The 24754-nt window shown below is 49.0% G+C and carries 19 protein-coding genes and 1 pseudogene; 7 read left to right on the top strand and 13 right to left on the bottom strand.

All coding sequences use genetic code 11. From position 1 onward, the window contains the following. Positions 1-2 precede the first annotated feature (2 nt). The 4 genes and pseudogenes from OVA33_RS08330 to OVA33_RS08315 all read left to right on the top strand — a co-directional run bounded on the left by OVA33_RS08330 (position 3) and on the right by OVA33_RS08315 (position 4425). Positions 3-1106: a sensor histidine kinase gene (locus OVA33_RS08330; protein ID WP_063637072.1), complete on the top strand. Its 1104-nt coding sequence runs from the start codon at positions 3-5 to the stop codon at positions 1104-1106. Between the two features lie 119 nt (positions 1107-1225). After that, positions 1226-2161: an ABC transporter ATP-binding protein gene (locus OVA33_RS08325; RefSeq protein ID WP_128974223.1), complete on the top strand. Its 936-nt coding sequence runs from the start codon at positions 1226-1228 to the stop codon at positions 2159-2161. A gap of 23 nt (positions 2162-2184) precedes the next feature. Continuing rightward, the gene (locus OVA33_RS08320; protein ID WP_128974224.1) at positions 2185-3279 is read left to right on the top strand and encodes an ABC transporter permease; all 1095 of its coding nucleotides are present in this window, start codon (positions 2185-2187) and stop codon (positions 3277-3279) included. 1 nt (position 3280) lies between these two features. Then, positions 3281-4425: pseudogene (locus OVA33_RS08315) on the top strand (ABC transporter permease). Between the two features lie 32 nt (positions 4426-4457). On the opposite strand, the gene OVA33_RS08310 reads toward OVA33_RS08315, so the two are convergent. Further along, positions 4458-5288 carry an aldo/keto reductase gene (locus tag OVA33_RS08310; RefSeq protein ID WP_007410023.1) on the bottom strand — a complete coding sequence of 277 codons (831 nt, stop codon included), beginning with the start codon at positions 5286-5288 and terminating at the stop codon, positions 4458-4460. Positions 5289-5509: 221 nt separating this feature from the next. Here OVA33_RS08310 and OVA33_RS08305 point away from each other — a divergent pair, with 221 nt between their 5' ends. Then, positions 5510-5995 carry a hypothetical protein gene (locus OVA33_RS08305; RefSeq protein ID WP_025649280.1) on the top strand — a complete coding sequence of 162 codons (486 nt, stop codon included), beginning with the start codon at positions 5510-5512 and terminating at the stop codon, positions 5993-5995. Between the two features lie 36 nt (positions 5996-6031). On the opposite strand, the gene OVA33_RS08300 is transcribed toward OVA33_RS08305, so the two are convergent. The 5 genes from OVA33_RS08300 to OVA33_RS08280 form a co-directional block, all read right to left on the bottom strand. Further along, positions 6032-8047, bottom strand: a complete 2016-nt coding sequence (locus OVA33_RS08300) for a Na+/H+ antiporter (protein ID WP_063637071.1) — start codon at positions 8045-8047, stop codon at positions 6032-6034. Between the two features lie 348 nt (positions 8048-8395). Continuing rightward, on the bottom strand, positions 8396-10111 hold the full coding sequence (gene cysI / locus OVA33_RS08295; protein WP_025649282.1) for an assimilatory sulfite reductase (NADPH) hemoprotein subunit: 1716 nt from the start codon (positions 10109-10111) through the stop codon (positions 8396-8398). Positions 10112-10138: 27 nt separating this feature from the next. Next, positions 10139-11947, bottom strand: a complete 1809-nt coding sequence (locus OVA33_RS08290) for an assimilatory sulfite reductase (NADPH) flavoprotein subunit (RefSeq protein WP_022553786.1) — start codon at positions 11945-11947, stop codon at positions 10139-10141. 174 nt (positions 11948-12121) lie between these two features. Continuing rightward, the gene (gene helD, locus OVA33_RS08285; RefSeq protein WP_025649284.1) at positions 12122-14437 is read right to left on the bottom strand and encodes an RNA polymerase recycling motor HelD; all 2316 of its coding nucleotides are present in this window, start codon (positions 14435-14437) and stop codon (positions 12122-12124) included. 171 nt (positions 14438-14608) lie between these two features. Continuing rightward, complete coding sequence (locus tag OVA33_RS08280; protein ID WP_007410017.1) at positions 14609-15217, bottom strand: trimeric intracellular cation channel family protein; 609 nt, start codon at positions 15215-15217, stop codon at positions 14609-14611. A 222-nt stretch (positions 15218-15439) separates the two neighbouring features. On the opposite strand from OVA33_RS08280, the gene OVA33_RS08275 reads away from it, so the two are divergent. Beyond that, on the top strand, positions 15440-16240 hold the full coding sequence (locus tag OVA33_RS08275; protein WP_007613764.1) for a zinc-dependent metalloprotease: 801 nt from the start codon (positions 15440-15442) through the stop codon (positions 16238-16240). A gap of 33 nt (positions 16241-16273) precedes the next feature. Here the strand turns inward: OVA33_RS08275 and OVA33_RS08270 are convergent, their stop codons facing one another. From OVA33_RS08270 to csoR, 6 genes are all read right to left on the bottom strand, one after another. Then, the gene (locus OVA33_RS08270) at positions 16274-16693 is read right to left on the bottom strand and encodes a disulfide oxidoreductase (protein ID WP_014418879.1); all 420 of its coding nucleotides are present in this window, start codon (positions 16691-16693) and stop codon (positions 16274-16276) included. Further along, positions 16683-17354, bottom strand: a complete 672-nt coding sequence (locus OVA33_RS08265) for a disulfide bond formation protein BdbD (protein ID WP_128974225.1) — start codon at positions 17352-17354, stop codon at positions 16683-16685. The genes OVA33_RS08270 and OVA33_RS08265 overlap by 11 nt, the downstream gene beginning before the upstream one ends. A 117-nt stretch (positions 17355-17471) precedes the next feature. Continuing rightward, complete coding sequence (locus tag OVA33_RS08260) at positions 17472-19583, bottom strand: heavy metal translocating P-type ATPase (protein ID WP_128974226.1); 2112 nt, start codon at positions 19581-19583, stop codon at positions 17472-17474. Positions 19584-19732: 149 nt separating this feature from the next. Next, positions 19733-22162, bottom strand: a complete 2430-nt coding sequence (locus tag OVA33_RS08255) for a heavy metal translocating P-type ATPase (protein WP_017418917.1) — start codon at positions 22160-22162, stop codon at positions 19733-19735. Positions 22163-22245: 83 nt separating this feature from the next. Further along, positions 22246-22452, bottom strand: a complete 207-nt coding sequence (gene copZ / locus OVA33_RS08250; RefSeq protein ID WP_026092300.1) for a copper chaperone CopZ — start codon at positions 22450-22452, stop codon at positions 22246-22248. Between the two features lie 75 nt (positions 22453-22527). After that, positions 22528-22833, bottom strand: a complete 306-nt coding sequence (gene csoR, locus OVA33_RS08245; RefSeq protein WP_013353610.1) for a copper-sensing transcriptional repressor CsoR — start codon at positions 22831-22833, stop codon at positions 22528-22530. 138 nt (positions 22834-22971) lie between these two features. Here csoR and OVA33_RS08240 point away from each other — a divergent pair, with 138 nt between their 5' ends. Continuing rightward, positions 22972-24012 (top strand): oxidoreductase, encoded by a 1041-nt coding sequence (locus OVA33_RS08240; RefSeq protein ID WP_017418915.1) that lies wholly within the window; start codon positions 22972-22974, stop codon positions 24010-24012. Positions 24013-24056: 44 nt separating this feature from the next. On the opposite strand, the gene azoRB is transcribed toward OVA33_RS08240, so the two are convergent. After that, entirely contained in the window at positions 24057-24692 is a 636-nt protein-coding gene (azoRB, locus tag OVA33_RS08235) for an FMN-dependent NADH-azoreductase AzoRB (protein ID WP_003151719.1), read from the bottom strand. Between the last annotated feature and the right edge of the window lie 62 nt (positions 24693-24754).

The following is a 24754-nucleotide window of genomic DNA, read 5'->3' as shown; positions in this document are numbered from 1 at the left end:
GTATGGATTTTTGGATGCTGATGAGCAGACTGATCGCCATTTTTTATACGGCTTTTTTGTTCGTATCGGCAGACCGCCCTTACACGCCGTACGCCGTCTTGTTTCTGCTGCTTTATCTGTCTTTGGGCATCGCGGTCTGCATGATCAGGCCGCCCGTTTGGAGGCGCGGGATCACCCTCATGGCGCTGGCATTGACCGCTTGGCTTTCCGCCTTAGGCCATCCGGCGTTTCTGTTTCTTTTGCCGCCCGCCATTTTTGCGGTTCTTGCCGAATATCCGGTTCACCGCTATGTGTTCTGCCTGCTCGTGTTTTTGCCGTTTTTATTTATCCCGTACGGCGACCTTCCGACTTATATCGTCATGACCTTGTTCTGTCTGGCGATATTCGTTTTGGCCGCCCGGTCCGGCAATCGGCTGAAGAAATATGAAGAACAGTCGGACATCATGCGCTCAAGCATTGAAAAACTGACGAAACAGCTGCACAGCAGCACGGAATATATCAAACAATCGGAGTACACCGGCAAACTCGAGGAAAGAAACAGATTATCCCAAGCCATCCATGATAAAATCGGCCATTCCATGACCGGCGCGCTCATTCAGATGGAAGCGGCGAAGCGGATGCTCGGCTCCCATCCGGACAAAGCGGCTGAACTGCTCCAAAACGCCATTACCATTTCCAAAGAGGGCATAGAGGATATCCGCATAACGCTGAAAAATATGAAACCGCCCGCTGAACAAATGGGCATTCACAGATTAAGAACGTTTATTGATGAATTTTCGGCCAAAAACGGGATGCCGGTTCCGTTTACGCATCAAGGCGATTTGGACAGGCTGACGCAAATGCATTGGAGAGTCATTCAGGAAAACGTAACCGAAGCTTTGACCAATGCGATGAAATACGCCGATGCCACGCAGATTTTCATTGATATCCATGTACTGAATAAAGCCGTGAAAGCGGAAGTGAAAGATAACGGAAACGGCGCCGTCCGCTTTAAAAAAGGCCTCGGCATGCTCGGTATGGAAGAACGGGGGGCCGTCCTGCACGGAACCGTTATTTTTGACGGCACGGCCGGTTTTTCCGTCACGACATTGCTTCCGGTTGAATAAGTGAATGTTTTCATGTGAAAAATATGAAGATTCTCATGTCAAAGGAATGAACAGCTGCACTAACGGCCGTTCATTCTTTTTTTTATAATAAGAGCATCATAAGACATAGAGGTGGAAACATGAACATTTTGGAGCTCAAACAGCTGAGTAAGAAATTCGGTGATTATGCCGCCGTTGACCAGATGTCGCTTGCCGTAAAAGAAGGTGAGATTTTCGGGTTTCTCGGCGCAAACGGAGCCGGAAAAAGCACGACGATCAATATGATCTCAGGTCTTTTAAAACCTTCAGGCGGAGACATTCTGTTTCTCGGAAAAGATATTTTCAAATATAGCAAAGCAACGAAAATGAATATCGGCATCGTCCCTCAGGACCTCGCGATTTACGAAGAATTAAACGCCTATGAAAATGTGAAGTTCTTCGCCGGGCTGTACGGCCTGAGAGGAGCGGCTCTGAGAGAACGGGTCGAGGAAGCCCTGACATTCGTCGGCTTGAGCGATAAACACAAATATTTGCCGAAGCATTTTTCCGGCGGAATGAAGCGCAGGCTCAATATCGCGTGCGCCCTTGCCCACCGGCCGAAACTGATCATCATGGATGAACCGACGGTCGGTATTGACCCGCAATCAAGAAATTATATTCTGCAGTCAGTGAAAAAGCTGAATGAAATGGGCTGCACGATCATCTACACGAGCCACTACATGGAGGAAGTTGAAGAAATATGCACGCGCATCGCCATCATTGACCACGGGAAAGTCATCGCAGAAGGCACAAAAGAACAGCTGACCTCCATCATTACCGACACGAAGGACGTCGTGATTGAGCTTTCACCCGGAAACGGCATCAGCCTCGGCGATATTCAGGAGCTGCCCGGCGTCAGAGCCGCCGCACTGGAAGAAAACAGCGTGAAAATCAGCTCTGACACAGGGGTCAACAATTTAAACCGCCTGATCCGGTACTTCATGGACAAAGGAATTGAAATCCGCTCCTTGCAGGAACAGGCCCCTGACTTAGAAACGGTATTTCTCACGCTGACAGGCAGAAGCCTGCGCGACTGACCCCATTGAAAGGAGGATTGCAAATGAATATTCTGCACATCGCCGGGAAAGAAATCAAAATCAGTTTCCGCGACAGACGGACTTTTATTTTCATGCTTGCTTTTCCGATCGTCTTCATGCTGATTTTTACCGCGGCATTATCAAACGCCTTTGATTCAGAGGTGACGGTCGGAAACATCAAGGTCGTATATACGGACCAGTCAAACGGCCCTCTTTCTCATTATTTTACTGAGTTTATGAAAGCCGCCAAAAAAGAGCATGTCTATTTTCAAAAAGCGGACACGGAGGCAAAAGGCAAAAACGAGGTTCGAGAAAATCAGGCGGATGCTTTCGTCACTGTAAAAAACACCGGTTTTCAAGTCTATACAAATGACCGGAGCGGCATAAACGGCACGATCGTCCAAGGCATGCTGACCGCTTTTACCAATCAATACAAAGCAGGCGCCGCCGCTTACAAGGCGCATAAGGCGCCTTCCGCCGGACAAATCAAAAGCGATTATATGAAGCAGACGTCTTTACACAAAGCGAAAGAACCGAAAGCGAAAGATTTTTACGCGATATCCATGACGACGATGATCGGGCTGTACGCCTCGATTTTTGCAAGCACCTTATTCCGCGGGGAAAGAATACGGCACACCGCGGATCGCCTGATCGCCGCTCCGCTCCGGAAAAGCGATATCTTTCTCGGAAAGATGCTCGGCATTTTGGCTGTGAATGTTCTGACGATTCTTGCCGTTGTCGCCTTCAGCAAATTTATCTTAAAAGCGAATTGGGGCAGCCACATGGGCCTTGTGCTTTTGATTCTCGTTTCTGAAATTCTTTTGGCCGTCAGCTTCGGGCTCAGCCTGAGCTATTTGACCAGAAAACCCGAAAGCGCCAGATTAATCACCGTCATCATCGTTCAGGTGATGTCCATTATCGGCGGCGCCTATTACAAATATGAAGGCGGAGGAATTTCCGTCCTGTCGCCCTTATCATGGATCAATAAGGCGATTAACAGCATCATTTACGCAAATGATGTATCAGCGGCATGGCCTGCACTCGGTTTAAATACAGCATTGGCGGCACTCTTTTTGCTGATCGCCGCATTTACGTTTCAAAGACGGGAGGGATTGTAATATGAAAAACTTCTGGTGGCTGTTTGCACACACTCTCAAAGGGATTACAAAAAGCAAAAAACAGCTTATTCTTTATATCGGGGCTCCGCTGATCGGCGTCTTCCTCTCCTTCATGACCAATGCCAACGGCGGAGCCGAAACGCTCAATATCGGCATTCTCAATCAGGACGGCGGAGAAGTGGCACAGGATACGGTCACGTTTTTAAAAGGACTGGATCATGTGAAGATTTCGGAGGAAACGGCTGCGTCCGCCACATCCAAGATCGCTTCAGGAAAAATGGAGGCGCTCATTACGTTTGAAAAAGGCTTCTCCCAAAGCGTAAAAGACGGGAAACCGGCTCACATCGGCATGACCTCGCTGAAAGGCGCCCAGGTCACCGGATATGTCAGCTCTTATTTGTACAATTATATGAACAGCGCCGCCTCAATCGGCAAATCTTCCGGCGGAGACGCGAAAGCCTTTCAGGCGATGTACGCCGCTTTCAAGCATTCTCCGATTCAAACGGAGTCCGCTGTTTTACAAGATACATCGAATATAAAGAAATGACCTACTCAGTCATCGGGTATCTCATTATCATTATGCTCTATTCCGCCGGCAACCTGACGGAACTGATGATTAAAGAGCGGGAAAACAGGACGTACTACAGGCTTCTGTCAACGCCGATCACATCAAAGCAGTATGTACTGGCAAACGCGGCGGTGAATATCATTATCATGGCCGTCCAAATTCTATTCGCCGTTCTCTTTATGGGCGCCGCTTTTCATATTCATCCGTCATTCCCGCTGTGGCAGCTGTTCGTCCTGATGATGCTGTTTGCATTAAGCGCGATCGGGATCGCCTTTATTGCCGTCGGTTTTTCCAACAGCAGCGCTTCAACATCGGCGCTTTTGAATTTGATCGTCGTGCCGACATGCTTGCTCGCCGGCTGCTTCTTTCCGAGCAATATTATGCCGAAAACGGTGCAGACAATCGCCGAATTTCTGCCTCAGCGCTGGGTGCTCGATACGGTCGATCAATTGCAGCACGGCCGCACGCTCCAAAGCCTGATGCTGAACATCATCATTTTGGGAGCCTTCGCCGCCGCCCTGTTATTAATAGCCGCATACAGGTTCAGCGTAAAACGTCAGACACAGACATTTATGTAAAGAAAAACAGCCCCGTAAAGGGCTGTTTTTTCTTAGAACAGAAGCTCGTCCGGATTCGGGCCGACACGCTCGTCTTTGTTCAATGCGCTGATCTTTTCCATTTCTTCCTGTGACAGTTCGAAATCAAAAATATCGGCATTTTCTATGATGCGGTGCTCTTTAATGGATTTCGGAATGGTAACGACTTCGTTTTGAAGATCCCAGCGCAAAATCACTTGAGCAACTGATTTGTTATGTTTTTCCGCAATTTGTGACAGCACTTCGTTATCGAGGAGCTGTCCCTGCATCAATGGAGACCATGCTTCCACTTGAATGCCCTGCGCTTTGCAGAAATCTCTTACTTCTTTTTGAGTCAGGCGCGGGTGGAATTCAATCTGGTTGACCATCGGCTTGATTTCAGCATCTTTCAGCAGCTCTTCTAAATGATGCACTTGGAAGTTGCTGACGCCGATGGCGCGGATTTTGCCGTCTTTGTACAGCTTTTCAAGAGCGCGCCATGTGTCTTTATATTTATCCTTGCCCGGCCAGTGAATCAGGTAAAGGTCGAGGTAATCGAGGCCGAGGCGCTCAAGGCTTTTCTCAAACGCGTCAAGTGTCGTTTCGTATCCTTGATCTTCATTCCACACTTTTGACGTGATGAACAGCTCTTCTCTGGCAACGCCCGCAGCTCTGATGCCTTCGCCGACACCCTCTTCATTTTTATAAATAGCCGCCGTATCAATGCTGCGGTAGCCGTTTCTGATTGCCGCTTCGACGGAGTCCGCCGCTACGCTTCCGTTTTCCACCTTGAAGACGCCAAGGCCGAACCACGGCATTTCAACGCCATTATGAAGCTTTACAGTATCTTTTAAGCTTTTTGCCACGTTGAACCATCCTTTCTAGTCATTATGTAAACGGTTATTATTATCTCACATTTCCGCCGTAAGAAACCAATTATACGCTCATCGTTATCACAAAAACCATCTTTAGTGCCCAAGCACCACTGACGTTATTATTTTCCTATTTTTCAAAAATTCCGGTTAACCGGGTAACTGTCCGGGTAAATCGCTACTGTAGCCACCACACAATTGAAGGAGGAAATCATATGAAACGTATGCGTATCCCGATGACCGTTGCCCTTGGCGCCGCTTTGTCTCTGACTCCTCTGTCCTTTGTATCCGCTAAAGAAACCCCGGTCCCTCAAAACATGGCACAGCAATCATCAGATGTCTCAGCAAAAGATGTCGGATTAAACATTGACGTTGACCTGCTCGGCATCGGCAATTCGATTGCTGACGCGATTAAGTCGGCGCAAAACCGTGACGGCTTCGTCAAAAACTTAATGGAATCTTCATTCTACGCTTCCGGACAAAAATATAATGTCATGGTGTTTAATTTAAGCCAGGAATATGAAGATCATTTTAACGGCGTTCAGTTTTACGGTTCCGCCGTTTATGACGGCATCACGTACGGCATTTGGGTGTTTGAAGACGGAAGCTTCACCAACAAAGGAGATGGCGGCTGGATCAACTGGGCCTTCAGAGGCTGGTTTGACCGCGACGGCGATCACGTCGAATTCCATCGTCCGTAATCTAAAAAAGTCCGGCGAACAGATGCCGGACTTTTTTTATTCATCTCCGTCAAGCATGGCCGCTTCCACATCATTGATGTATTGGCGAAGCTCATGCGACATGTCGCGGGAAATTTCCCGCTCTTCGAATAATGTTTGGATTTCGTTGCGGATGGCCTGAACGGCCCGCAGTTTGATTTCAAGTTTTTGATTTTCAAAACGGCGGCTCGGACTCTGTTCGTGATACGAGTGCCCCAGCCTGAAAATCAAGTGATTGTAAAAGGAAATGACGGCAAGCGTCACATCTTTATTTTCTTCAGTCATGTGTTTTTTCAGGCTTTCAATGGCCGCTTTTGCCGTTTTAACCCTCGTGGTGCGGATGAGGCCTTCTTCATTTAAAATCGACATTTCCGGCTTTTTTTGTTCACCGAAAAAGATCCAGTACATCAGGCGTTTCAGCTTTTTCTTAGATAAGCCGACTTTAAACGGATTCGTATACAGCACTTCCAGTTCATCAAACCGTTCCTGAAGGCTGTCAGCCGTTTCTTCCGGTATGTCGCCCCGCTCAATCAGCCGCAGCAATTCTTCCTGTTCAGCCTGTATCCCTTGGGCGCGGACTTTCCGCTCATCTTTTTTCGTGCGGTTTTTGACTGTGAACTGCTGAAACCTGAGATTTTTCATTTTCTCATTGTATTCGGCAATGACCGCAAAAGAAGCCGTTTTGTTTGTCTCATTCATATTTTCTTTAATGGCGGTTAAGGCAGCTTTTATCAGCTTCCGTCTCGCTGTCAGCAATTTGACTTTCTTCTCTTTCACATTGTCTTCCGGCTTATCTGTCAAAATCGGCAGTACGATTGTCGCCAGCACCAATGTGCACATAATAACGCCCGCGGCTAAAAAGAGAATCAAATTCCGTTCAGGAAACGGCGAGCCGTCAGAGAGCACGTACGGAATGGAAAAGGAACCCGCAAGCGTAACCGCTCCCCTGACGCCTGAAACCGAAATCAGCAGGGTCGAGCGCAGGCCGGGTTTATAAATGCTCTGATCCTTGTTAAAAAACCACTTGCCGTTCCAAAAAAACAGCACCCACAAAAACCTGAGAATCATTAACGTCAGCGTAATGACGATAATGTACCCGATGACCATCATATTGTTAAACGCGGTATCATTAAAGATGACAGAAACCACATCCGGTATTTGCGCACCTAAAATAACGAAAACAAGACCGTTCAGAATGAACAAAATAATATTCCACGTACTTGAAGAGACGATTTGCAGTTTGACCATCGTTGATTCAAGACGGTCCTGCTCCACCGCATGCGTGATGCCGCCGGCCACAACCGCTAAAATGCCGGAAACGCCGATTTCTTCAGCAGCGAGATAGATGACGAACGGCGTCAGAATTTGAATCAGCATATGCATCGTGACATCCTGCATGCCGAGGCGGCGCAAAAACAGCCGGAAACGGATAATCAAAAAAGAAATGACGACACCGCTGAGTAAACCTCCGGCTGAAATCAGAACGAAACTGAAGGCGGCCTGCGCCAGCGAAAATGCGCCCGTCACGGCAGCCGCAATCGCAAATTTAAAAGCGACCAGGCCGGATGCGTCATTCATCAGTCCTTCTCCTTCAAGGAGACGCAGAATGCCTTTTGGCATCTTCACTCGCCCTGACAGCGCGCTGACCGCGACAACGTCAGTCGGTGAGAGTATCGCCGCCAGCCCGAACGCGGCAGCCAGCGGAATGCTCGGAATCATCCAATGAATCGTGTAACCGCCGACAATCACCGTGGCAAACACAAGCCCGAGCGCAAGCAGCAGAATCGGCGCCCTTAAATTCCAAAGTTCCGCACGCGGCGTCCGTTTTCCATCGTTAAAAAGCAGCGGAGCGATAAACAAAACAAAAAACAATTCGGTATTCAGTTCAAAATGAAGCCCCTGCGGAAATGACGCCGCAATGATACCGAGCGCCACCTGAATCAGAGGCACCGGGATAAAGGGGACAAACCGATTTACGATATTTGAGATCGCGATGATGGTTAAAAGTACGAGTACGACTAAAAATATGTCCAAAGCATGACCTCCTTCATCTGCTGCATCATATCATTATTGCCTGTTCTCTGCCTTTGCCAAAGGCCGGAGCCGATGATCGGGCAGATTCAATATATTTTCCGTACGCAACCATTCTTCTTTTATTTTACCCGTTTTTATTTAAAATTTCTCATAACGTGCTCACGGCGAACTTTTTTTGCCTTCAGCTACATTTTTTCCGGAAAAAGAAAAAGCCTGTTTTCTCTGAAAACAGGCTTTTTCGCAAGCATCGTCATCTGTTTCATGACGCGGTGCAGCGCTTATGCTGCTTAGTAAAGGATAGAGAACGCACCGTCAGTGTGTCTCTATCCTTGGTTTTAAGTGCTCATCTTATTCGTGAAAATTTGTGCCGTCTGTCGTCGCTTTAATGATGCCGGCGCGGATGACGAAATCGCCGAAGTGTTCGCCTTCCTCACGCTCTTTCGCGTAGCGCGGGAGAATGGTGCGAAGCTCACTCAGAATTTCCTCTTCACCGATATTTTCCCGGTACATTTTGCTCAAACGGCTGCCGTCAAACGCCGCTCCTAAATACATATTATATTTTCCGGGCGCCTTTCCGATAAATCCGATTTCGCCGAGCGCATGGCGGGCGCAGCCATTCGGGCACCCGGTCATACGGATGGTGATTTCTTCATCCCGCAGCCCGTTTTCGTCAACAATGTCTTCAATCTTATCAATCAATTTCGGCAGATACCGCTCGGCTTCGGCCATGGCGAGCCCGCATGTCGGAAGCGCGACGCAAGCCATTGAACTGCGGCGGAGGGCGGAATGCTGCCGGCCGTCTGTCAGACCGTATTGTTCGATTAATGCGCTGATTTGTTTCTTTTTCTGGCTCGAGACATTGCCGATAATCAGGTTTTGATTAGAGGTGAGACGGAAATCTCCCGTATGGACTTTGGCGATTTCACGCAATCCCGTCATCAGCTTGTAATTCTCATAGTCCGTGACGCGGCCGCCTTCGATAAACATTGTAAAGTGCCATTTCCCTTTTACACCCTTCACCCATCCGTAACGGTCGCCGTTATGGTCAAAATGATAAGGTTTCGCTTCATCCAGCTGCCAGCCGAGGCGGTTTTCCAGCTCGGCTTTTACGTTTTCCAGCCCGAGACGGTCAACGGTGTACTTGAATCTGGCATTCTTTCTGACGGAACGGTTTCCGTAATCGCGCTGAATCGTAATGGTTTTTTCCGCTACATCATACAGCTGCTCCGGTTTGCAGAAGCCGATGACTTTTGAAAGCTGCGGATAAGTGGCCGTATCGCCGTGCGTCATTCCCATACCGCCGCCGATTGCCACGTTGAATCCGATAAGACGGCCTTCCTCCACGATGGCAATGAAGCCGAGATCTTGAGAAAAGACATCGATATCATTGGACGGAGGCACGGCGATTCCGATTTTGAATTTCCGCGGCAGGTACAGCGGCCCGTACATCGGTTCCGTTTCCGTGTCAGGAGTGCCCGCCACACGTTCCTCATCAAGCCAGATTTCATGATAGGCTCTCGTGCGCGGAAGAAGGTCATCGCTCAATTTCTTCGACCATTCGTATACTTCCGCATGAATTTCAGACTGGTACGGATTTGAAGCGCACATGACGTTTCGGTTGACATCTCCGCAGGCCGCAATGGTATCAAGCAGCGCCGCATTGATTTTCTGAATCGTTTTTTTCATGTTCCATTTTAAAATTCCGTGCATTTGGAACGTTTCACGCGTTGTCAGCTTCAATGTATTGTTTCCGTATTTTTGCGCCAGTTCATCCATGACAAGCCATTGTTCCGGAGTTGAAACGCCGCCTGGCATCCGAACGCGCAGCATGAACTGATAAGCCGGTTCAAGCTTTTGTTTTTGACGCTCATTACGGAGATCGCGGTCATCCTGCAAGTAGCTTCCGTGATGCTTCATCAGCCGGTTGTCTTCGTCCGGGATGCCGGCTGAAATCCGGTCGAGCATGACTTCTTTCAATGTGCCGCGCAAATAATCGCTTTTTTCTTTAATTTCCTCAACATCACTTGGAGGGCCTTCCGGCGCTTTTAAAATGTTGTTCACCATGCTGAATAAGCTCCTTTCAAACCAAAATCAATATACGTCACGCTGATAGCGTTTTTTCTGCTGCATGTCTGCCAGGAAGCTTTCCGCTTTTTCACGGCTCATGCCGCCTTCTTCCTGAATGATATCGAGAAGCGCCTGGTGCACGTCATGCGCCATATGCTGTTCATCACCGCAGATGTATACGGCGGCTCCCTGCTGCAGCCATTCATACAGCTCTTTGCTTTGTTCTTTCATGCGGTGCTGCACATATACCTTTTCCTCCGAATCCCGAGAAAAAGCGACGTCCATTTTTGTGAGAACACCGTTTTGCAGCCATTTTTGCCATTCCGTCTGGTACAGAAAATCAGTGACAAAGTGCTGATCCCCGAAAAACAGCCATGTTTTCCCCTCAGCTCCGGTTTCTTCACGCTCCTGCATAAAGGAACGGAACGGCGCGATGCCTGTCCCCGGCCCGACCATAATGACCGGTGTATCTGGATTTTCCGGCAGCTTGAAGTTTTGGTTGTGCTGAATGTAAATCGGAAGCGTATCTCCCGGCTGAAGTCTTTCCGCACACAGAATGCTGCAGACGCCTTTTCGTTCTCTGCCGTGCGCGTCATATCTGACCGCTCCGATTGTCAGATGCACCTCTTCCGGATTCGCTTCTAAACTGCTTGCGATCGAATAGAGCCGGGCCGGCATTTTACGCAGGATGGAAAGAAAGTCTTCCGCGGAAGCTTCCCACGGACCGAAATCCCGGACGAGATCAAGCAGATCACGGCCGTTGATGTATGCTTTCAACTGCTCTTCGTTTCCTTCGGCCAGAAGTTCACTCAGCTTTTGGTCAGCCGTAAACTGTGCGGCCTTTTGCAGGAACGGTTTTGTTAAGACGGTTATTTCAAAATGAGAAGTAAGCGCATCTTTCAGCGGGAGGCGCTCTCCTTGTTTATTCACCGCCACTTCCTGTTTCGGGTCCCATTTCAGCTCATTGATCAGCTCATCAACGAGCGCCGGATCATTTTCCGGATAGATGCCGAGGCTGTCTCCGGGCTGATACGCGAGGCCCGATCCTTCAAGCGAAAGCTCGAGATGGCGTGTTTCTTTATTCGAACCGCGTCCGTTCAGATTGATGTTCTCAAGAACCTCCGCCCGAAACGGATTCGTTCTGGAATAAACGGATTCACCGAGAGCCGGCGTCTCGGCAGGCGCTTCGGCTGTTTGATTTCCCGCTCCTTCATTCAAACCGCCGATGACCGCGTCAAGCCATTCCGAAAACGGCTCATCATAATCAAGATCGCAATCAACCCGCGGCGCAAGCTGGGTGCCGCCGAGCTCTTGAAGACGCTCGTCAAACTCTTTCCCGGTCTGGCAGAAAAATTCATACGAGCTGTCCCCGAGCGCCAAAACGGAATAACGGAGCGCTTCAAGCTTCGGCGCGCGTCTGCCGTGAAGAAATTCATGAAAGGCCAGCGCGTTATCCGGCGGATCGCCTTCTCCGTGCGTGCTCACCACGATCAGTAAATTGTTTACTTTTTTCAGATTATTCGGCTTAAAATCGTTCATCGACGCGACGGTGACCTGGAATCCCCGTTCCTCAAGCGTCTTTACCGTCTGTTTCGCAAGACCTTCCGCATTTCCCGTTTGCGATCCGTATAATACGGTCACTTCTCTTGAGACTGCCGGGCTTTCTGCTGGAGCCTGAGCAGCGGGTGCGGCTGTTTCACCGGATTCGGACCGGGCAGCAGCCAAATAACCGCTCAGCCAGATTTTCTGTGATTCTGTCAAGGTCGGCAGAAGGCGGTTAAGGAGCTCTGCCTGCTCCTGATTAAACGGACTGTTCATGACCTGAAGTTGCAACGATATCCACCTCACAAGGAATTAAACGTAACGTACGTTATTTCTATAGGAATTGTCAAAATAATATTCTAATTGAAACTTTACCGAAAGTTTGTATGTAAGTAAAATATATAATCATGATGACAATGATTAAGATTACTAATGATAAAAAGCCCTTTGCACTTGGCAAAGGGCTTACACGAATAAGCCGGCGGGCACTTCTTTTATAAAAGGAGAGGGTTCTCCCGGAGACAATACGGTCAGATGATGCATCGCCCGCGTACAGGCCGTATATAACAACTTACGGTCATGTTCGCTTTTGTACTGGGCAGCAGAGGCGTCAGCGGCAATGACGGCGTCAAACTCAATGCCTTTTGCCAAATACACGGGAATGACGCATACCCCTTTTTGAAAAGGCTGGTTTTCTTTATTGATCAAGCGGACACCGCTCCCGTCGCTGACCGCCTGAAACACTTTTTTGGCTTCCGCGGCCGTTTTGCAGATGACGGCGACCGTCTCCCAGCCTTTTTGTCTGAGCTCCCGGATTGTATCCGCCAATTGTTCCCGCCGCGCATTTTCTGTATCCGTCCGCAAAACACGAGGTTTTTCCCCGTTCCGGTTAAAAGGCTCAATATCATCGCCGTCAGCCAGCAGCGCTTTCGTAAATTCAACAATCTGCCGCGTCGATCTGTAAGTCCGCTTCAGGCTGACATACTTTTCTGCACCATTGCGAAAGCAGCCGGCGAGGGAAGAAGGGCCCGTAATGGTGTGGGCATAAATCGACTGGCTGACATCACCGAGCACCGTCATCTTTGCCGCTGGGAAGATGCTTTGAATATACGTGAGCTGAAATGGGGAATAATCCTGCGCTTCATCAATGAAGACGTGCTTCATTTGTGTGTTTTTTCTTTTTCCTTCTAACAGATCCTGCAAATACAGATACGGAGCGGCATCTTCATACGGAAGTGACCGTTCTGCAAATGCGTTTCTGGTCAAAGCGCCGATGCTCTCCCAATGATCGGGCTTTTCATCAGCTCCCCAGTCTGAAAACAGCCGGAGATACATCCGTTTTATATCGAGAAAGCCGAGCCGTCTGACGGCCTGCTTAATCGGTTTAAAGGCTTTGCCGACAATAATGGCGCCAAGCAGCCGCTGTTCGCGCTGATGGTCGTCAAATACAGGTTCATCATCTGCCGCCTGCTTCTTGAGTGTTTGATAAACCTCAGCATAGTCTTCCTTATCAAGCAGCTCGCTCTCCTGCAAGACCCATTCCTTCTTACGCTCCTTTTTTTCGAGAGCGCTGATTTCCGCGAGAAGCCATTCCGCCGTCAGTTCAGCTCTGTTCGGAATCGGCAGCTGCTGATCAAGTGAATAAAAATAGTCTTCAATCCGCTCTTTTGAAATCAGGATGTCTCCCCGGAAGCTGATCTGTTTACACATCAGGCCCGAGCCGGAAAGCGAGCCGGCATAGCGGTCAATCATGGCCTGGAAAGCTGATGACGCTTTGTAAGCAATGGCTGCGAGCCTTACGGAAAGTGCGTCCTGGTTTTGTTCAGTCAGGCAATATTCAAGCTGCTCGTACGGGCTTTCACAATCAAACTTTCGTCCAAGCCGGCGGATGATATATTCTTGAAAGGTGGCCTGCTCCATATTCTCTTCTCCCAATTCCGGCAATACGGCGGACACATAACTGTTGAACAAAATGTTCGGGGAAAACAATACAATCTGACGGGCATCAAGCACCCCGCGCCCGCGGTACAGCAAGTAAGCGGCCCGCTGAAGCGCCGCGGATGTTTTCCCGCTTCCGGCGGCTCCCTGAACAATGAGATATTTGCTTTTTTCATCCCGGATGATTTCGTTCTGTTCTTTTTGGATGGTTGACACGATGTTTTTCATATGCTGTCCGGAATGGCCGCTCAGCACCTCTTGCAGCATTTCGTCACCAATCGTCATATCTGTGTTAAACATCGCTTTAAGCGTCCCGTTTTTAATGATAAACTGCCGCTTCAGTGTGATGTCTCCCTCTATCGTTTCTTCCGGAACTTCATAGCGGGCTTTTCCCGGGGAATATTGATAGTAAAGAGATGAGATGGGCGCGCGCCAATCGTAAATGAGAAATTGCTCGTTGTTTTCATCCATCAAAGAAGTCAGCCCGATATAAATCCGCTCGGAAGAGGACTCCCCTTTTTCCGTAAAATCGACACGGCCGAAGTAAGGAGAGGTTTTCAGCTTTTGGATTTTTTGAAGCTGCCGATATTGAAGCCGATGAGTCCGTTCACGTTCAGAAAGCATTTCTGCCTGCTGTTTAATGCTTGAAAATGTCTCAGCCGCTTCGTGGGCATCATCCATATTCACGGTGACATCATCCCAAAACGTTTTTCTCAAGCCCACAATATCCTGCTTCAATCCGCCCGATGAGGCTTCAAGATGAGTTTGTTTCTGTTCCAGTTCCTTCATGACAAAATTGATTCTTTCCTGCTCTTCTTTCCACTCTTTATCACGTTTTGCCATCAGCGGCACCTCCGACATCAAGCTGACAAATCCGGCTTTCATCATACAAACATATATGCAACATATTATTCAGCATTATGGTCAAATACCCTTTTTCTTATCATATCGGGCGTCTTTTTTTATCAGAAGCCGTTATGAAAAAAACCGATTTCGTTTGTGAAATCGGTTTTTTTACTGATCTATATGATAGGAACGATTCGGCAGGCGCCACCTGAACACATAACTGCAGATGCGGCATGCCACAAGCACAAGAAACAGCACATACAAACCGGCGGCATCCCCGGCCCAGCCGAGGCCCACGATTAACCCTCCGAGCGCGGCCCAGACCGCGTAAATTTCCGCTTTCAGCACAAGCGGCTTTCGTCCGGCAAGAAGATCCCGTATGATGCCGCCCCCGCTGCCGGTCAGGACCGCTGCCGCAATCACCGCACTGAGCGGATGGCCCATTTTCACGGCATATAAAGCGCCTTGGATGGCAAACGCCGAAAGCCCGATGGCATCGGATAGGTTGCCCCATTTACTCCAATGCCTTAACAGCAGCTTCGGAAACAAAAAGACAATCGTAACTGATGCGAGAGCGATTTGAAAAAACGCGCCTTGCTCCCACAAGGCGGAGACCGGAACACCGATCAGCAGATTTCGGATCGCTCCTCCGCCGAACGCCGTTACAATCCCCAAAATATACACGCCTAAAATATCATACTCCTCTTCCATCGCAACAATCGCTCCGCTGACCGCAAACGCAATGATGCCGATTACACTAAGCAGCTCCCAGGCCATTCCATATGCTCCTTTTTATTTGTTAAATTTTCTGACGACCATTAGATTTTATAATCGCTTTCTCTTAAAATCAACCTTATTTTTGAAAGATTCTGATTCCTAATCCGGGACAACCTCACCCGCAACGGCTGAGAGCGAGAGTATTTTCCTATTTTATACTTTAATGGAAGGTTTATTAGAAGTTTCATTGAATACTTTCTCTAACAAAAAGGGGGTTATGAGATGAAAATCAGTTCACTTGTTTTTCCTGTTTTATTGGCCGCCGGATTAATTCCCGGCCTGCCGTCAGCCGAAAGCCATACACATTCGCACACTCATGCGGAGCCGGCGAAAACGGTGTATACGGACCCGCTTCCGAAAGCCGATCATTTTAAAGACCTGAAGGGCCCGGTCCAAGTTGAACAGACGGTTGACACAAAAATTCTGGATGAAAACGGCAAGCAGGTCGGCACGAAACGATTTAATGCCAATGTCAGTCAGGATAAAGCCTCAACTAAAGCCGGTACGGGCAGCCAGAAGGTCAGAGTGCTGGCGGTGGCGGACGCTGAATACCGCGCCAAATACAGCGACTGGCAAACGCGAATCGTCCAGATCGTGGAGCAGGCGGATGTCGCTTTTAACCGTGATCACAACATTGATTTCGTCGTACAGGCCGTGCAGGCTTGGAATTCCTCCGGCTCAAACAGTTCTCAGATTTTATCGAATCTCCAAGGCAGCTTCAGAAATCAAAATTATCATTTTGTCGTCGGTTTTACCGCAAAATCAAGTTTTGACGCCGGCGGTATCGCGTATGTATATAACGGCAAACCGAGCGGCCCGGCTTTCAGCGTGAACCTTGATCAAGGAACGGCCAACACGGCGAAAGCGGCACAGCACGAGTTTTCCCATAACTTCGGACTTCAGCATGACGCCCAAGGCAGCGGCATCCGCTGCGTCATGAATTATGATTATGCCTATTCCGTGGATATTTGGGACAGCTCCCATAACAGACAGATTGCGACAAATAAAGCTTGGTACAAATAATAGAAAAAGAGCCGCTCCCATGGAGCAGGCTCTTTATTTTGCCGTGCGTTCCGTTTTGACAAAACACATGCAGATAATAATGAGAATAAATGCCGTCAATGCCAAGAAAGGAATGGTAATGAAACCGAACCAGTTAATATATTCAGATGAGCAAGGCACGCCGTAGACACACGGCTTGATGCCGCTGAAACCGGGCACCTTCTGCTCAAGGTAATGCATGGTCGATATAAATGCGCCGATGACGGCCATCGGCAGCACATATTTTTTCACGCGCGTGTCACCCTGGAAGGTGGCGATTCCTAAAATCAGGACAAGCGGGTACATGAGAATTCTTTGATACCAGCACAGCTCGCACGGTATGAATTTTCTGATCTCGCTGAAATAAAGGCTGACGAGCATGGCAGCAAGAGCTATCACCCAAGAAGCATATAAAAACACGATTCTATTTTTCATTTTTCAGCTCTTTCTTAATCGTTTTTGAAATCTCATCATATTTAGAGAAGTCATTAATCACCTTGTCATTTACATAAATCGTCGGTGTCGCCGTAATGTTTAATTTATCATTCAGGTCAGTGTCAGCTTTCAGCTCTTTTGCAAAGGTTTCTTTATCAAGGTTTTCCTTCAGCTTGTCAGGATCAACCTTTTTCGCGGTGCTTTTGACCGTTTTTTCAAGCAATGCAGGCGTGACCCATTCCTGTTCGCTTGACGGCTGCTGTTCAAACAGCTTTTCATGGAAAGCCCAGAATGATGCCGGGTCTTCTTTCCACACCTCTTCTGAAGCAAGTGCCGCCAGACGCGAGCCGGTTCCGTGGAACATGACGTTCACAAATGAAAATTTCACGTCGCCTTTATCGATAAAATCTTTTTTGATTTTCGGAAAGATATCGCTGTTAAATACTTTGCATGACGGACATTTGTAATCTCCGAATTCAACTACCGTCACAGGCGCGCTGTCTTTGCCGAGCACGGGCTGTCCTTTAATGGAAGGCTGTTCGGCGACTGTTTCGCCCGCTTTTTCCGTTTGGTTGTTAATAATTACGATGGCCGCAAATAAAACGACAACGATTAACGTCAGAATCACCGCAAATTTCGCAGACGATTGTTTCTTTTTCACTCAGACACCTCATTGTTTTTAAAATAAAAAAGAAGCGGATGCCGGATGGCCCGCTTCTCTATTTTACCAAGACAACCTTGTTTAAGAAAACCCTGAAAAACGAATTATCTTTGACAATTATTCCGCTTTCACTCTCATGACGCGCATCGCGTTGGCAACGGCGATCAGCGTGACGCCTACATCTGAAAAGACCGCTTCCCACATGGTGGCGAATCCGAATGCGCCAAGCAGGAGAAAAATGATTTTTACGCCTAAAGCAAATCCGATATTCTGCCAGACGATCCGGCGTGTGCGGCGTGCAATCCGGATGGCTTCGGCTGCTTTTGACGGCTGGTCTGTCATCAGGACGACATCGGCCGCTTCGACGGCGGCATCAGAACCGAGAGCCCCCATGGCAGCTCCGATGTCAGCTCTGGCAAGCACAGGCGTATCGTTAATCCCATCACCGACAAACATCAGTTTTTCATTCGGTGCAAGCGCCGCTTCGAGTTCTTCGACTCGGTCTACTTTGTCTCCCGGCAGCAGTTCTGTATACACGTCATCAATACCGAGCTCGCGGCCGACCGCTTCACCGGTCTGCTTTGAATCACCCGTCAGCATCACTGTCCGTTTGACGCCGAGCGCTTTTAAACGGGCAATGGCCTGTTTGGCGTCCTCTTTGATTTCATCGGCGATCACGATCGCCCCCGCATACCGCTGATCAACGGCGACATAGACGACGGTTCCGTTGTTTTCAGCTGTGCCGGAAGCGATTTGTTCTTTTGCCATCAGTTTTTGATTTCCGGCCAAAATCGTTGATCCGCCGGTTTTCACCCGAATGCCGTGTCCGGGTATTTCTTCATATTCTTCAATCTCCTCAGCCGCGAGCGGTTGATTGTAAGCCTCACGGATGGATGAAGCAATCGGATGATTGGAATGGACTTCGGCAAGCGCAGCCGCATGAAGCAGGCTGTCTTGCGTAAATCCTGCCGCCGGTTTGATATCAGTAACGGCGAAATTGCCTTTCGTTAAGGTTCCCGTTTTATCAAACACGGCGTATGCCACCTGATTGAGCGCTTCTAAATAGTTGCTGCCTTTCACGAGCACCCCTGCTTTAGACGCAGCCCCGATACCGCCGAAAAACCCGAGCGGAATGGAGACGACGAGTGCGCACGGACAAGAAATCACAAGGAAAATCAGCGCGCGGTACACCCAGTCGGATAGCGCCGCTGAAGGCACGAGAAGCGGCGGTAAAAAGGCGAGAAGCACCGCAACAATGACAACGGCCGGTGTATAATACTTGGCAAACTTCGTAATAAAGTTTTCCGTTTTCGCTTTACGTCCGGCCGCATTTTCGACCAGATCCAATATTTTTGACACGGCAGAGTCTTCATATCCTTTAGAGGTTTCAATATGAAGCACGCCGTTCTGATTCATAAATCCGGCCATCACATCTTGCCCCGGCTCCGCTTTTCTCGGCACGGATTCGCCCGTTAAAGCGGATGTATCAACCATCGAAGAACCGCTCAGCACCTTTCCGTCCAGCGGAATCCGTTCTCCGGGATTCACGACGATGACCTGTCCGACTTTGACGTCCTGCGGCGGAACGGCAGCCATGCCGTTTTCCGTTTTCACATTGGCGTACTCAGGACGGATGTCCAATAACGCGCTGATCGATTTTCTGGATCGGCTGACGGCCGCTCCCTGAAACAATTCACCGATTTGGTAGAACAGCATGACCGCGACGCCTTCCGGATACTGATGAATCACAAATGCGCCGATCGTGGCAAGCGCCATCAGAAAATGCTCATCAAATACCTGGCCGCGGACAATGTTTTTTCCCGCTCTGGCTACGATATCGCCGCCGATGATCAAATATGAAGCAAAAAAGAGCAGAAACTCAAGGACGGCGCCCGTGTGCGCGAAGTAAGCGATGACGGCCAAAACGGCTCCCGCTGCCAGCCTCACTAACATCAGGTGCAGCTTTTTGCGGTATTCATCCTCGCCGGGTTTATCTTCATGTTTCGCACGGACGGTCACATGAGGATCAATGGACTTTACTTTTTTCGCGACTTCGTCTTTCATCCATTGCTCGTTTTTGCCGCCGGCTGAGACCGTGATGGTGCTTGCCGCAAAATTGACAGCACAGCCGTCTATGCCGTCAATGGCTTTTACGCCGTTTTCTATTTTTTTTGCACAGTTGCTGCAATCAAGTCCGTCTAAAACAAATTCACCTTTGGCTGCTTTCATTTTCGACTCACCCTACTTTCCGTAATAGGATTCCCATAACATCAATACAGCTAAACGAATTTATATATATGAACATATACTCATATATGTGTTTTCTCTATTATATGCAGGCTTTGAATAAAGTGTCAATAAAAAAGACAAAACAGGCATCAGCCCATTTTGTCTTTTTTCACCTTCTGTAAACGCAAAGCATTAAGCACGACCGATACTGAGCTGAACGCCATGGCAGCGCCTGCCACCCACGGGGCCAGAAAGCCGGATGCCGCAATCGGAATGCCGATGCTGTTGTATCCCAATGCCCAGCCTAAATTCTGCTTGATGTTTCTCATGGTCAGCCTGCTCATGCCGATGGCGTCGGCAATGCCGTTCAGGTCACCGCGGATCAGCGTAATATCCGCCGCTTCCATTGCGATATCTGTGCCGGTGCCGATGGCCATTCCGATATCGGCCACAGCCAGCGCCGGAGCATCATTGATGCCGTCACCGACCATCGCCACGCGCCGGCCTTCTTTTTGCAGCCGGGAAATTTCCGCCGCCTTTTGTTCGGGAAGCACTTCGGCGATCACGCTGCCGATGCCCGCGGCTTTTGCAATGGCTTCTGCGGTCTTTTTGTTGTCACCGGTCATCATGATGACGTCAAGCCCCATATCATTCAGGCGTTTCACCGCGGCCGGAGATGTTTCTTTGATTGTATCGGCGACTGCGATAAGCCCCGCCGCTTTGCCGTCTGCCGCAATAAGCATCACCGTTTTTCCTTCCGCCTCCAAGCGGGCCATTTGCGGAAGCAGCGCCTCATGTTCAATGTGTTCTGATTCCATCAGCCGTCTTGATCCGGCTAGAATCGTTCTGCCGTCAGCCTCTGCATAGATTCCGGAACCGATCCGGGCTTGGAACCGGGTGATTTTCGGGATGGCAATCCCCCGTTTTTCGGCTCCTGACACGATGGCTTCTCCAAGCGGGTGCTCTGATCCCGTTTCGGCGGCCGCCGCCAGCCGCAGGAGTTCCTCTTCGTTCATTCCCGCTGCCGGCACGGCGTCTGTCAGAACCGGTCTGCCGTTTGTCACCGTTCCTGTTTTATCCAGTACGATTGTCGTCAGACGCTGTGTTTTTTCTAAATGCTCTCCGCCTTTAAAAAGAATGCCGAATTCAGCTGCGCGGCCCGAGCCCGCCATAATGCTCGTCGGTGTGGCGAGCCCAAGTGCGCACGGACAGGCAATGACAAGCACGGCGATGAATTTGCCGATCGCTTCAGAAAACTGTCCCGGCGCGGCCCATACATACCAAATGAGAAAAGTCAGCACGGCCAGCCCCAGCACAATCGGGACGAAAATGCCTGAAATGTGATCCGCGAGCCGCTGAATGGGGGCTTTTGATCCTTGGGCTTCTTCCACGATTTTAATAATGTGTGCAAGCGCGGTATCTTTCCCGACATTCACCGCTCTGATTTTGAGAAAGCCGTTTGCATTGATCGTCGCACCGGTGACACTGCTTTCGGGAGACTTATCGACAGGCATGCTCTCTCCCGTAATCATCGATTCATCAATTGCGGAATGGCCTTCAATCACTTCGCCATCGACAGGGACGCGTTCTCCCGGTTTCACGTATACGATGTCCCCCGTCCGGACCTCATCAATCGGAATCACCTGTACTTTGCCGTCCCGCTCAACCGCCGCCGTCTTCGCCTGAAGCTTCATTAACTTTTTAATCGCTTCTGATGAGCGGCCTTTCGCTTTCATCTCTAAAAGCTTTCCAAGCAAAATCAAAGTCAGCAAAATGGCGCTCGTTTCATAATAAAGCCCCTCAACATGTCCGTCTCGTCCGAGAGACGCAATCGTCATGTACAGGCTGTATGCGTAAGCGGCCGTCGTTCCGAGCGCAACGAGAACATCCATATTGGCGCTTTTGTTTCTCAGCGCCTTGTACGCCCCCATATAAAAAGGCCAACCGATGACGAGCTGCACCGGGGTGGCAAGCGCGAATTGCAGCCACGGATTCATCAGGATATCCGGCATCCAGATAAAAGAAGTAAAAGAAAAATGGCTGACCATCGACCATAGAAGCGGAAAGGAGAGAACGGCAGAAAATATCAGCCTGATCAGCTGTTTTCGCTGCTCTTTCTCCTTTTGGGATAATCCGCCGTCTCCATCAACCGCTTTCTTCTCGTCTAATCTGTAGCCGAGTTTTGCCACGGTCTCTTTCAGCTCTTTCGGTGTCACCTCTTTCGGATTGTATTCAACGGTGACTGTTTCCAGTGCGAAATTCACCGGTGCGCTGTCAACTCCCCCTATTTTGTTCAGGCGCTTTTCAATCCGGTTGGCGCAAGCGGCGCATGTCATGCCTTCAATCTGAAACTCGGCTTTTTCCGTCACGACGTGATAGCCGAGTTTTTCAATTTTTTCTTTTATGGCGCTTGCTTCGATTTTGTCAGGGTGATAGGAAATGTTTGAAGTCTCAAGCGCAAGATTGACGGAAGCGTCATTGACGCCGTCCATCCGTTTCAGCCCTTTTTCAATTCTTGAAGCGCAGGCGGCGCATGTCATGCCCCCCACTTGAATGGTCATTTCTTTCGGTTCACTCAATGTCCTCATCTCTCTTCATAAACCCCAGGGGGGTATAAATATGATAAAAGAAAACCGCGCCCGTTTCCGCAGCGCGATAAATCCTATACGACGTCATAACCTTGATCTTCAATCGCGTCTTTTATATCTAATACGGAGACTTTGTTCTCATCAAACGTCACATCCACCTGTCCGGCTTCCAATTTCACCTGAACCGCCGTCACTCCGTTCAGTTCTCCTACTCCGGTCTCTACTGCTTTGACGCAGTGCTGACAGGACATGCCTTCGACTTGCAGTGTTTTTTGTTCCATGATGATTCCCTCCACGTCTTGTTTTTTCTTCTTCATGTTACCATACCCCTGTAGGGTATTTCAAAACATTTTATTTTACGATTTTGCGATTTTTTTCACAACGTCAAGCAGCTCGGCAATCGCCTGCTCCCCGTTTCCGCTCTCAATGGCGCCGGCTACGCAGTGATGGGCGTGATCTTCCAGCAGATGAAACGCGACTTTCTGCATGGCTGCCTGTACGGCTGAGATCTGCACGAGAATATCCACGCAGTATCGTTCGTTCTCCACCATATTCTGAATGCCCCTGACCTGGCCTTCAATCCGTTTCAGCCGGTTCAGGATCTGGTCTTTTTCTTTGGCGCTTTTATGATTTAACGATTGATGCTCGGTATGTTTGTCCATTTTCCACCTCGGTTTTTTTCTTCGTTATCTTCATTATACAGACTTGAAAATCCGGTGTAAAAAATTTTCAACACACAAGTTTTACCAGTACACCCGCGGGGTATATATTGTTATCACATATCAAGAGGGGGAAATTCATTGAAAACGATACAGGTTGGCATATTGGGATATGGTTTGTCGGGTAAAGTCTTTCATGCGCCGCTTTTGGACGTCCTTGATGATTATCAGATCAAAAAAGTCATGACGTCCAGAACGGAGGAGGTCAAACGTGATCTGCCGGGGGCTGAAGCCGTGCGCGCGATTGAAGACATTACCGGTGATCCTGACATTGACCTCGTCATCGTCACGACACCGAGCGGAATGCATTATGAATCAGCGATGAAATGTCTACTGGCGGGAAAACACACCGTCGTGGAAAAACCGATGACGGCGACTTCAGCAGAAGCGGAGGAACTGAGAAGAACGGCTGAAGATAAAGGCGTCTTACTGAGCGTGTACCACAACCGGCGGTGGGACAATGACTTTTTAACGATACAAAAGCTGATTCGGGACGGGGCGCTTCAAGACATTCATACATATCAAGTCAGCTACGATCTATACAACCCGGTTGTACAGGAAAAATGGCGCGAAAAGAACGGACCCGCCACGGGAACGCTGTATGATCTCGGTTCACATATTATTGACCAGACACTTCTGCTTTTCGGAATGCCGGAATCCGTCACCGCACATGTGATGAAGCAGCGGGACAACAGCGAAACCGTTGATAATTTTCTGGCCGCGCTCCATTACGGCAAGCTTCAGGTCATCCTTCAATCCGGCTCCATGAATGCGGCAAGCGGCCCGCGCTATCAGATTCACGGACGGAATGCAAGCTTTATCAAATACGGAATGGATGGACAGGAAGATGCGCTTTCAGCGGGCAAAAAGCCGGTTGACGAGAGCTGGGGCGCCGATGATCCTGACAACTTCGGAGAGCTGACAACCGCAGCGGATGAAAAAAGGCATACAGAAACAATCCCCTCTGAGAACGGCTCTTACCTTACGTACTACAAACTGCTGGCGGACAGCATCTTAAACGGAAAACCGCTTCCCGTTACGGCAAAAGAAGGCATCGATGTCATCCGTGTCATTGAAGCGGCGATGAAAAGCAGCGAGCAAAAACGGACGATTGCCCTTTAATATAAAAAACCTCCCTGCCGACGGCGGGGAGGTTTTTTTTAAGATCAGAATGATTTTCCGGCTTCTTTCGCGCGGGCAATCGCATCTTCTTTAATTTGCTGTGCTTTATTCGGTTCAGCATTATGGCCTTCAACGATTAAACCGTCAAAAGAAGGAACGCCGAAGAAGTTCATCATGATGCCGATGTAACGGTGGCCCATTTCCATGTCAGCCGCCGGGCCTTCAGAGTAATAGCCTCCGCGCGCCTGAATGTGGAGCGCTTTTTTGTCAGTCAACAGACCGATCGGGCCTTGCTCTGTATATTTGAATGATTTTCCGGCTACAGCCACAGAATCAAGGTACGCTTTCATAACAGGCGGGAATGAGAAGTTCCAAAGCGGTGTGACGAATACGTATTTGTCAGCTGACGCGAATTGATCGCTCAGCTCGTTCAGACGGCCGACTTTCGCTTTTTCGTTTTCAGAAAGCTCTTCAAAACCTGTGCCGGATTGAAGTTTTCCCCAGCCGCTGAATACATCCGCGTCGATATGAGGAATGTTCTCTTTGTAAAGGTCGATATGTACAACCTCATCATTCGGGTTTGATTCTTTATAAGAATCGATAAACGCTTTTCCTGTCGCCATGCTGTAAGATGTCTTTTCATCATGAGGATGAGCAGTGATATAAAGTACTTTTGCCATTATAAACAGCCCTTTCGTTTTCAGATTACACACACATTTATTATGAAATATGAATGTTTTTT

It is taken from the genome of Bacillus sp. KICET-1 (assembly GCF_027721405.1).
Classification (GTDB): Bacteria; Bacillota; Bacilli; order Bacillales; family Bacillaceae; genus Bacillus; species Bacillus velezensis.
The sequence above is the reverse complement of the archived record's forward strand: the minus strand, read 5'-3'. Positions and strand labels throughout refer to the sequence as shown.

What these genes read in the sequence shown, in the direction of transcription:
- OVA33_RS08275 (WP_007613764.1), top strand. Translation starts at nt 15,440, where the DNA reads ATGAAAATCAGTTCACTTGTTTTTCCTGTTTTATTGGCCGCCGGATTA.
- azoRB (WP_003151719.1), bottom strand. Translation starts at nt 24,692, where the DNA reads ATGGCAAAAGTACTTTATATCACTGCTCATCCTCATGATGAAAAGACA.
- OVA33_RS08280 (WP_007410017.1), bottom strand. Translation starts at nt 15,217, where the DNA reads ATGGCCTGGGAGCTGCTTAGTGTAATCGGCATCATTGCGTTTGCGGTC.
- helD (WP_025649284.1), bottom strand. Translation starts at nt 14,437, where the DNA reads ATGGCAAAACGTGATAAAGAGTGGAAAGAAGAGCAGGAAAGAATCAAT.
- cysI (WP_025649282.1), bottom strand. Translation starts at nt 10,111, where the DNA reads ATGGTGAACAACATTTTAAAAGCGCCGGAAGGCCCTCCAAGTGATGTT.
- OVA33_RS08325 (WP_128974223.1), top strand. Translation starts at nt 1,226, where the DNA reads ATGAACATTTTGGAGCTCAAACAGCTGAGTAAGAAATTCGGTGATTAT.
- OVA33_RS08330 (WP_063637072.1), top strand. Translation starts at nt 3, where the DNA reads ATGGATTTTTGGATGCTGATGAGCAGACTGATCGCCATTTTTTATACG.
- OVA33_RS08320 (WP_128974224.1), top strand. Translation starts at nt 2,185, where the DNA reads ATGAATATTCTGCACATCGCCGGGAAAGAAATCAAAATCAGTTTCCGC.
- OVA33_RS08305 (WP_025649280.1), top strand. Translation starts at nt 5,510, where the DNA reads ATGAAACGTATGCGTATCCCGATGACCGTTGCCCTTGGCGCCGCTTTG.
- copZ (WP_026092300.1), bottom strand. Translation starts at nt 22,452, where the DNA reads ATGGAACAAAAAACACTGCAAGTCGAAGGCATGTCCTGTCAGCACTGC.
- OVA33_RS08260 (WP_128974226.1), bottom strand. Translation starts at nt 19,583, where the DNA reads ATGAAAGCAGCCAAAGGTGAATTTGTTTTAGACGGACTTGATTGCAGC.
- csoR (WP_013353610.1), bottom strand. Translation starts at nt 22,833, where the DNA reads ATGGACAAACATACCGAGCATCAATCGTTAAATCATAAAAGCGCCAAA.
- OVA33_RS08270 (WP_014418879.1), bottom strand. Translation starts at nt 16,693, where the DNA reads ATGAAAAATAGAATCGTGTTTTTATATGCTTCTTGGGTGATAGCTCTT.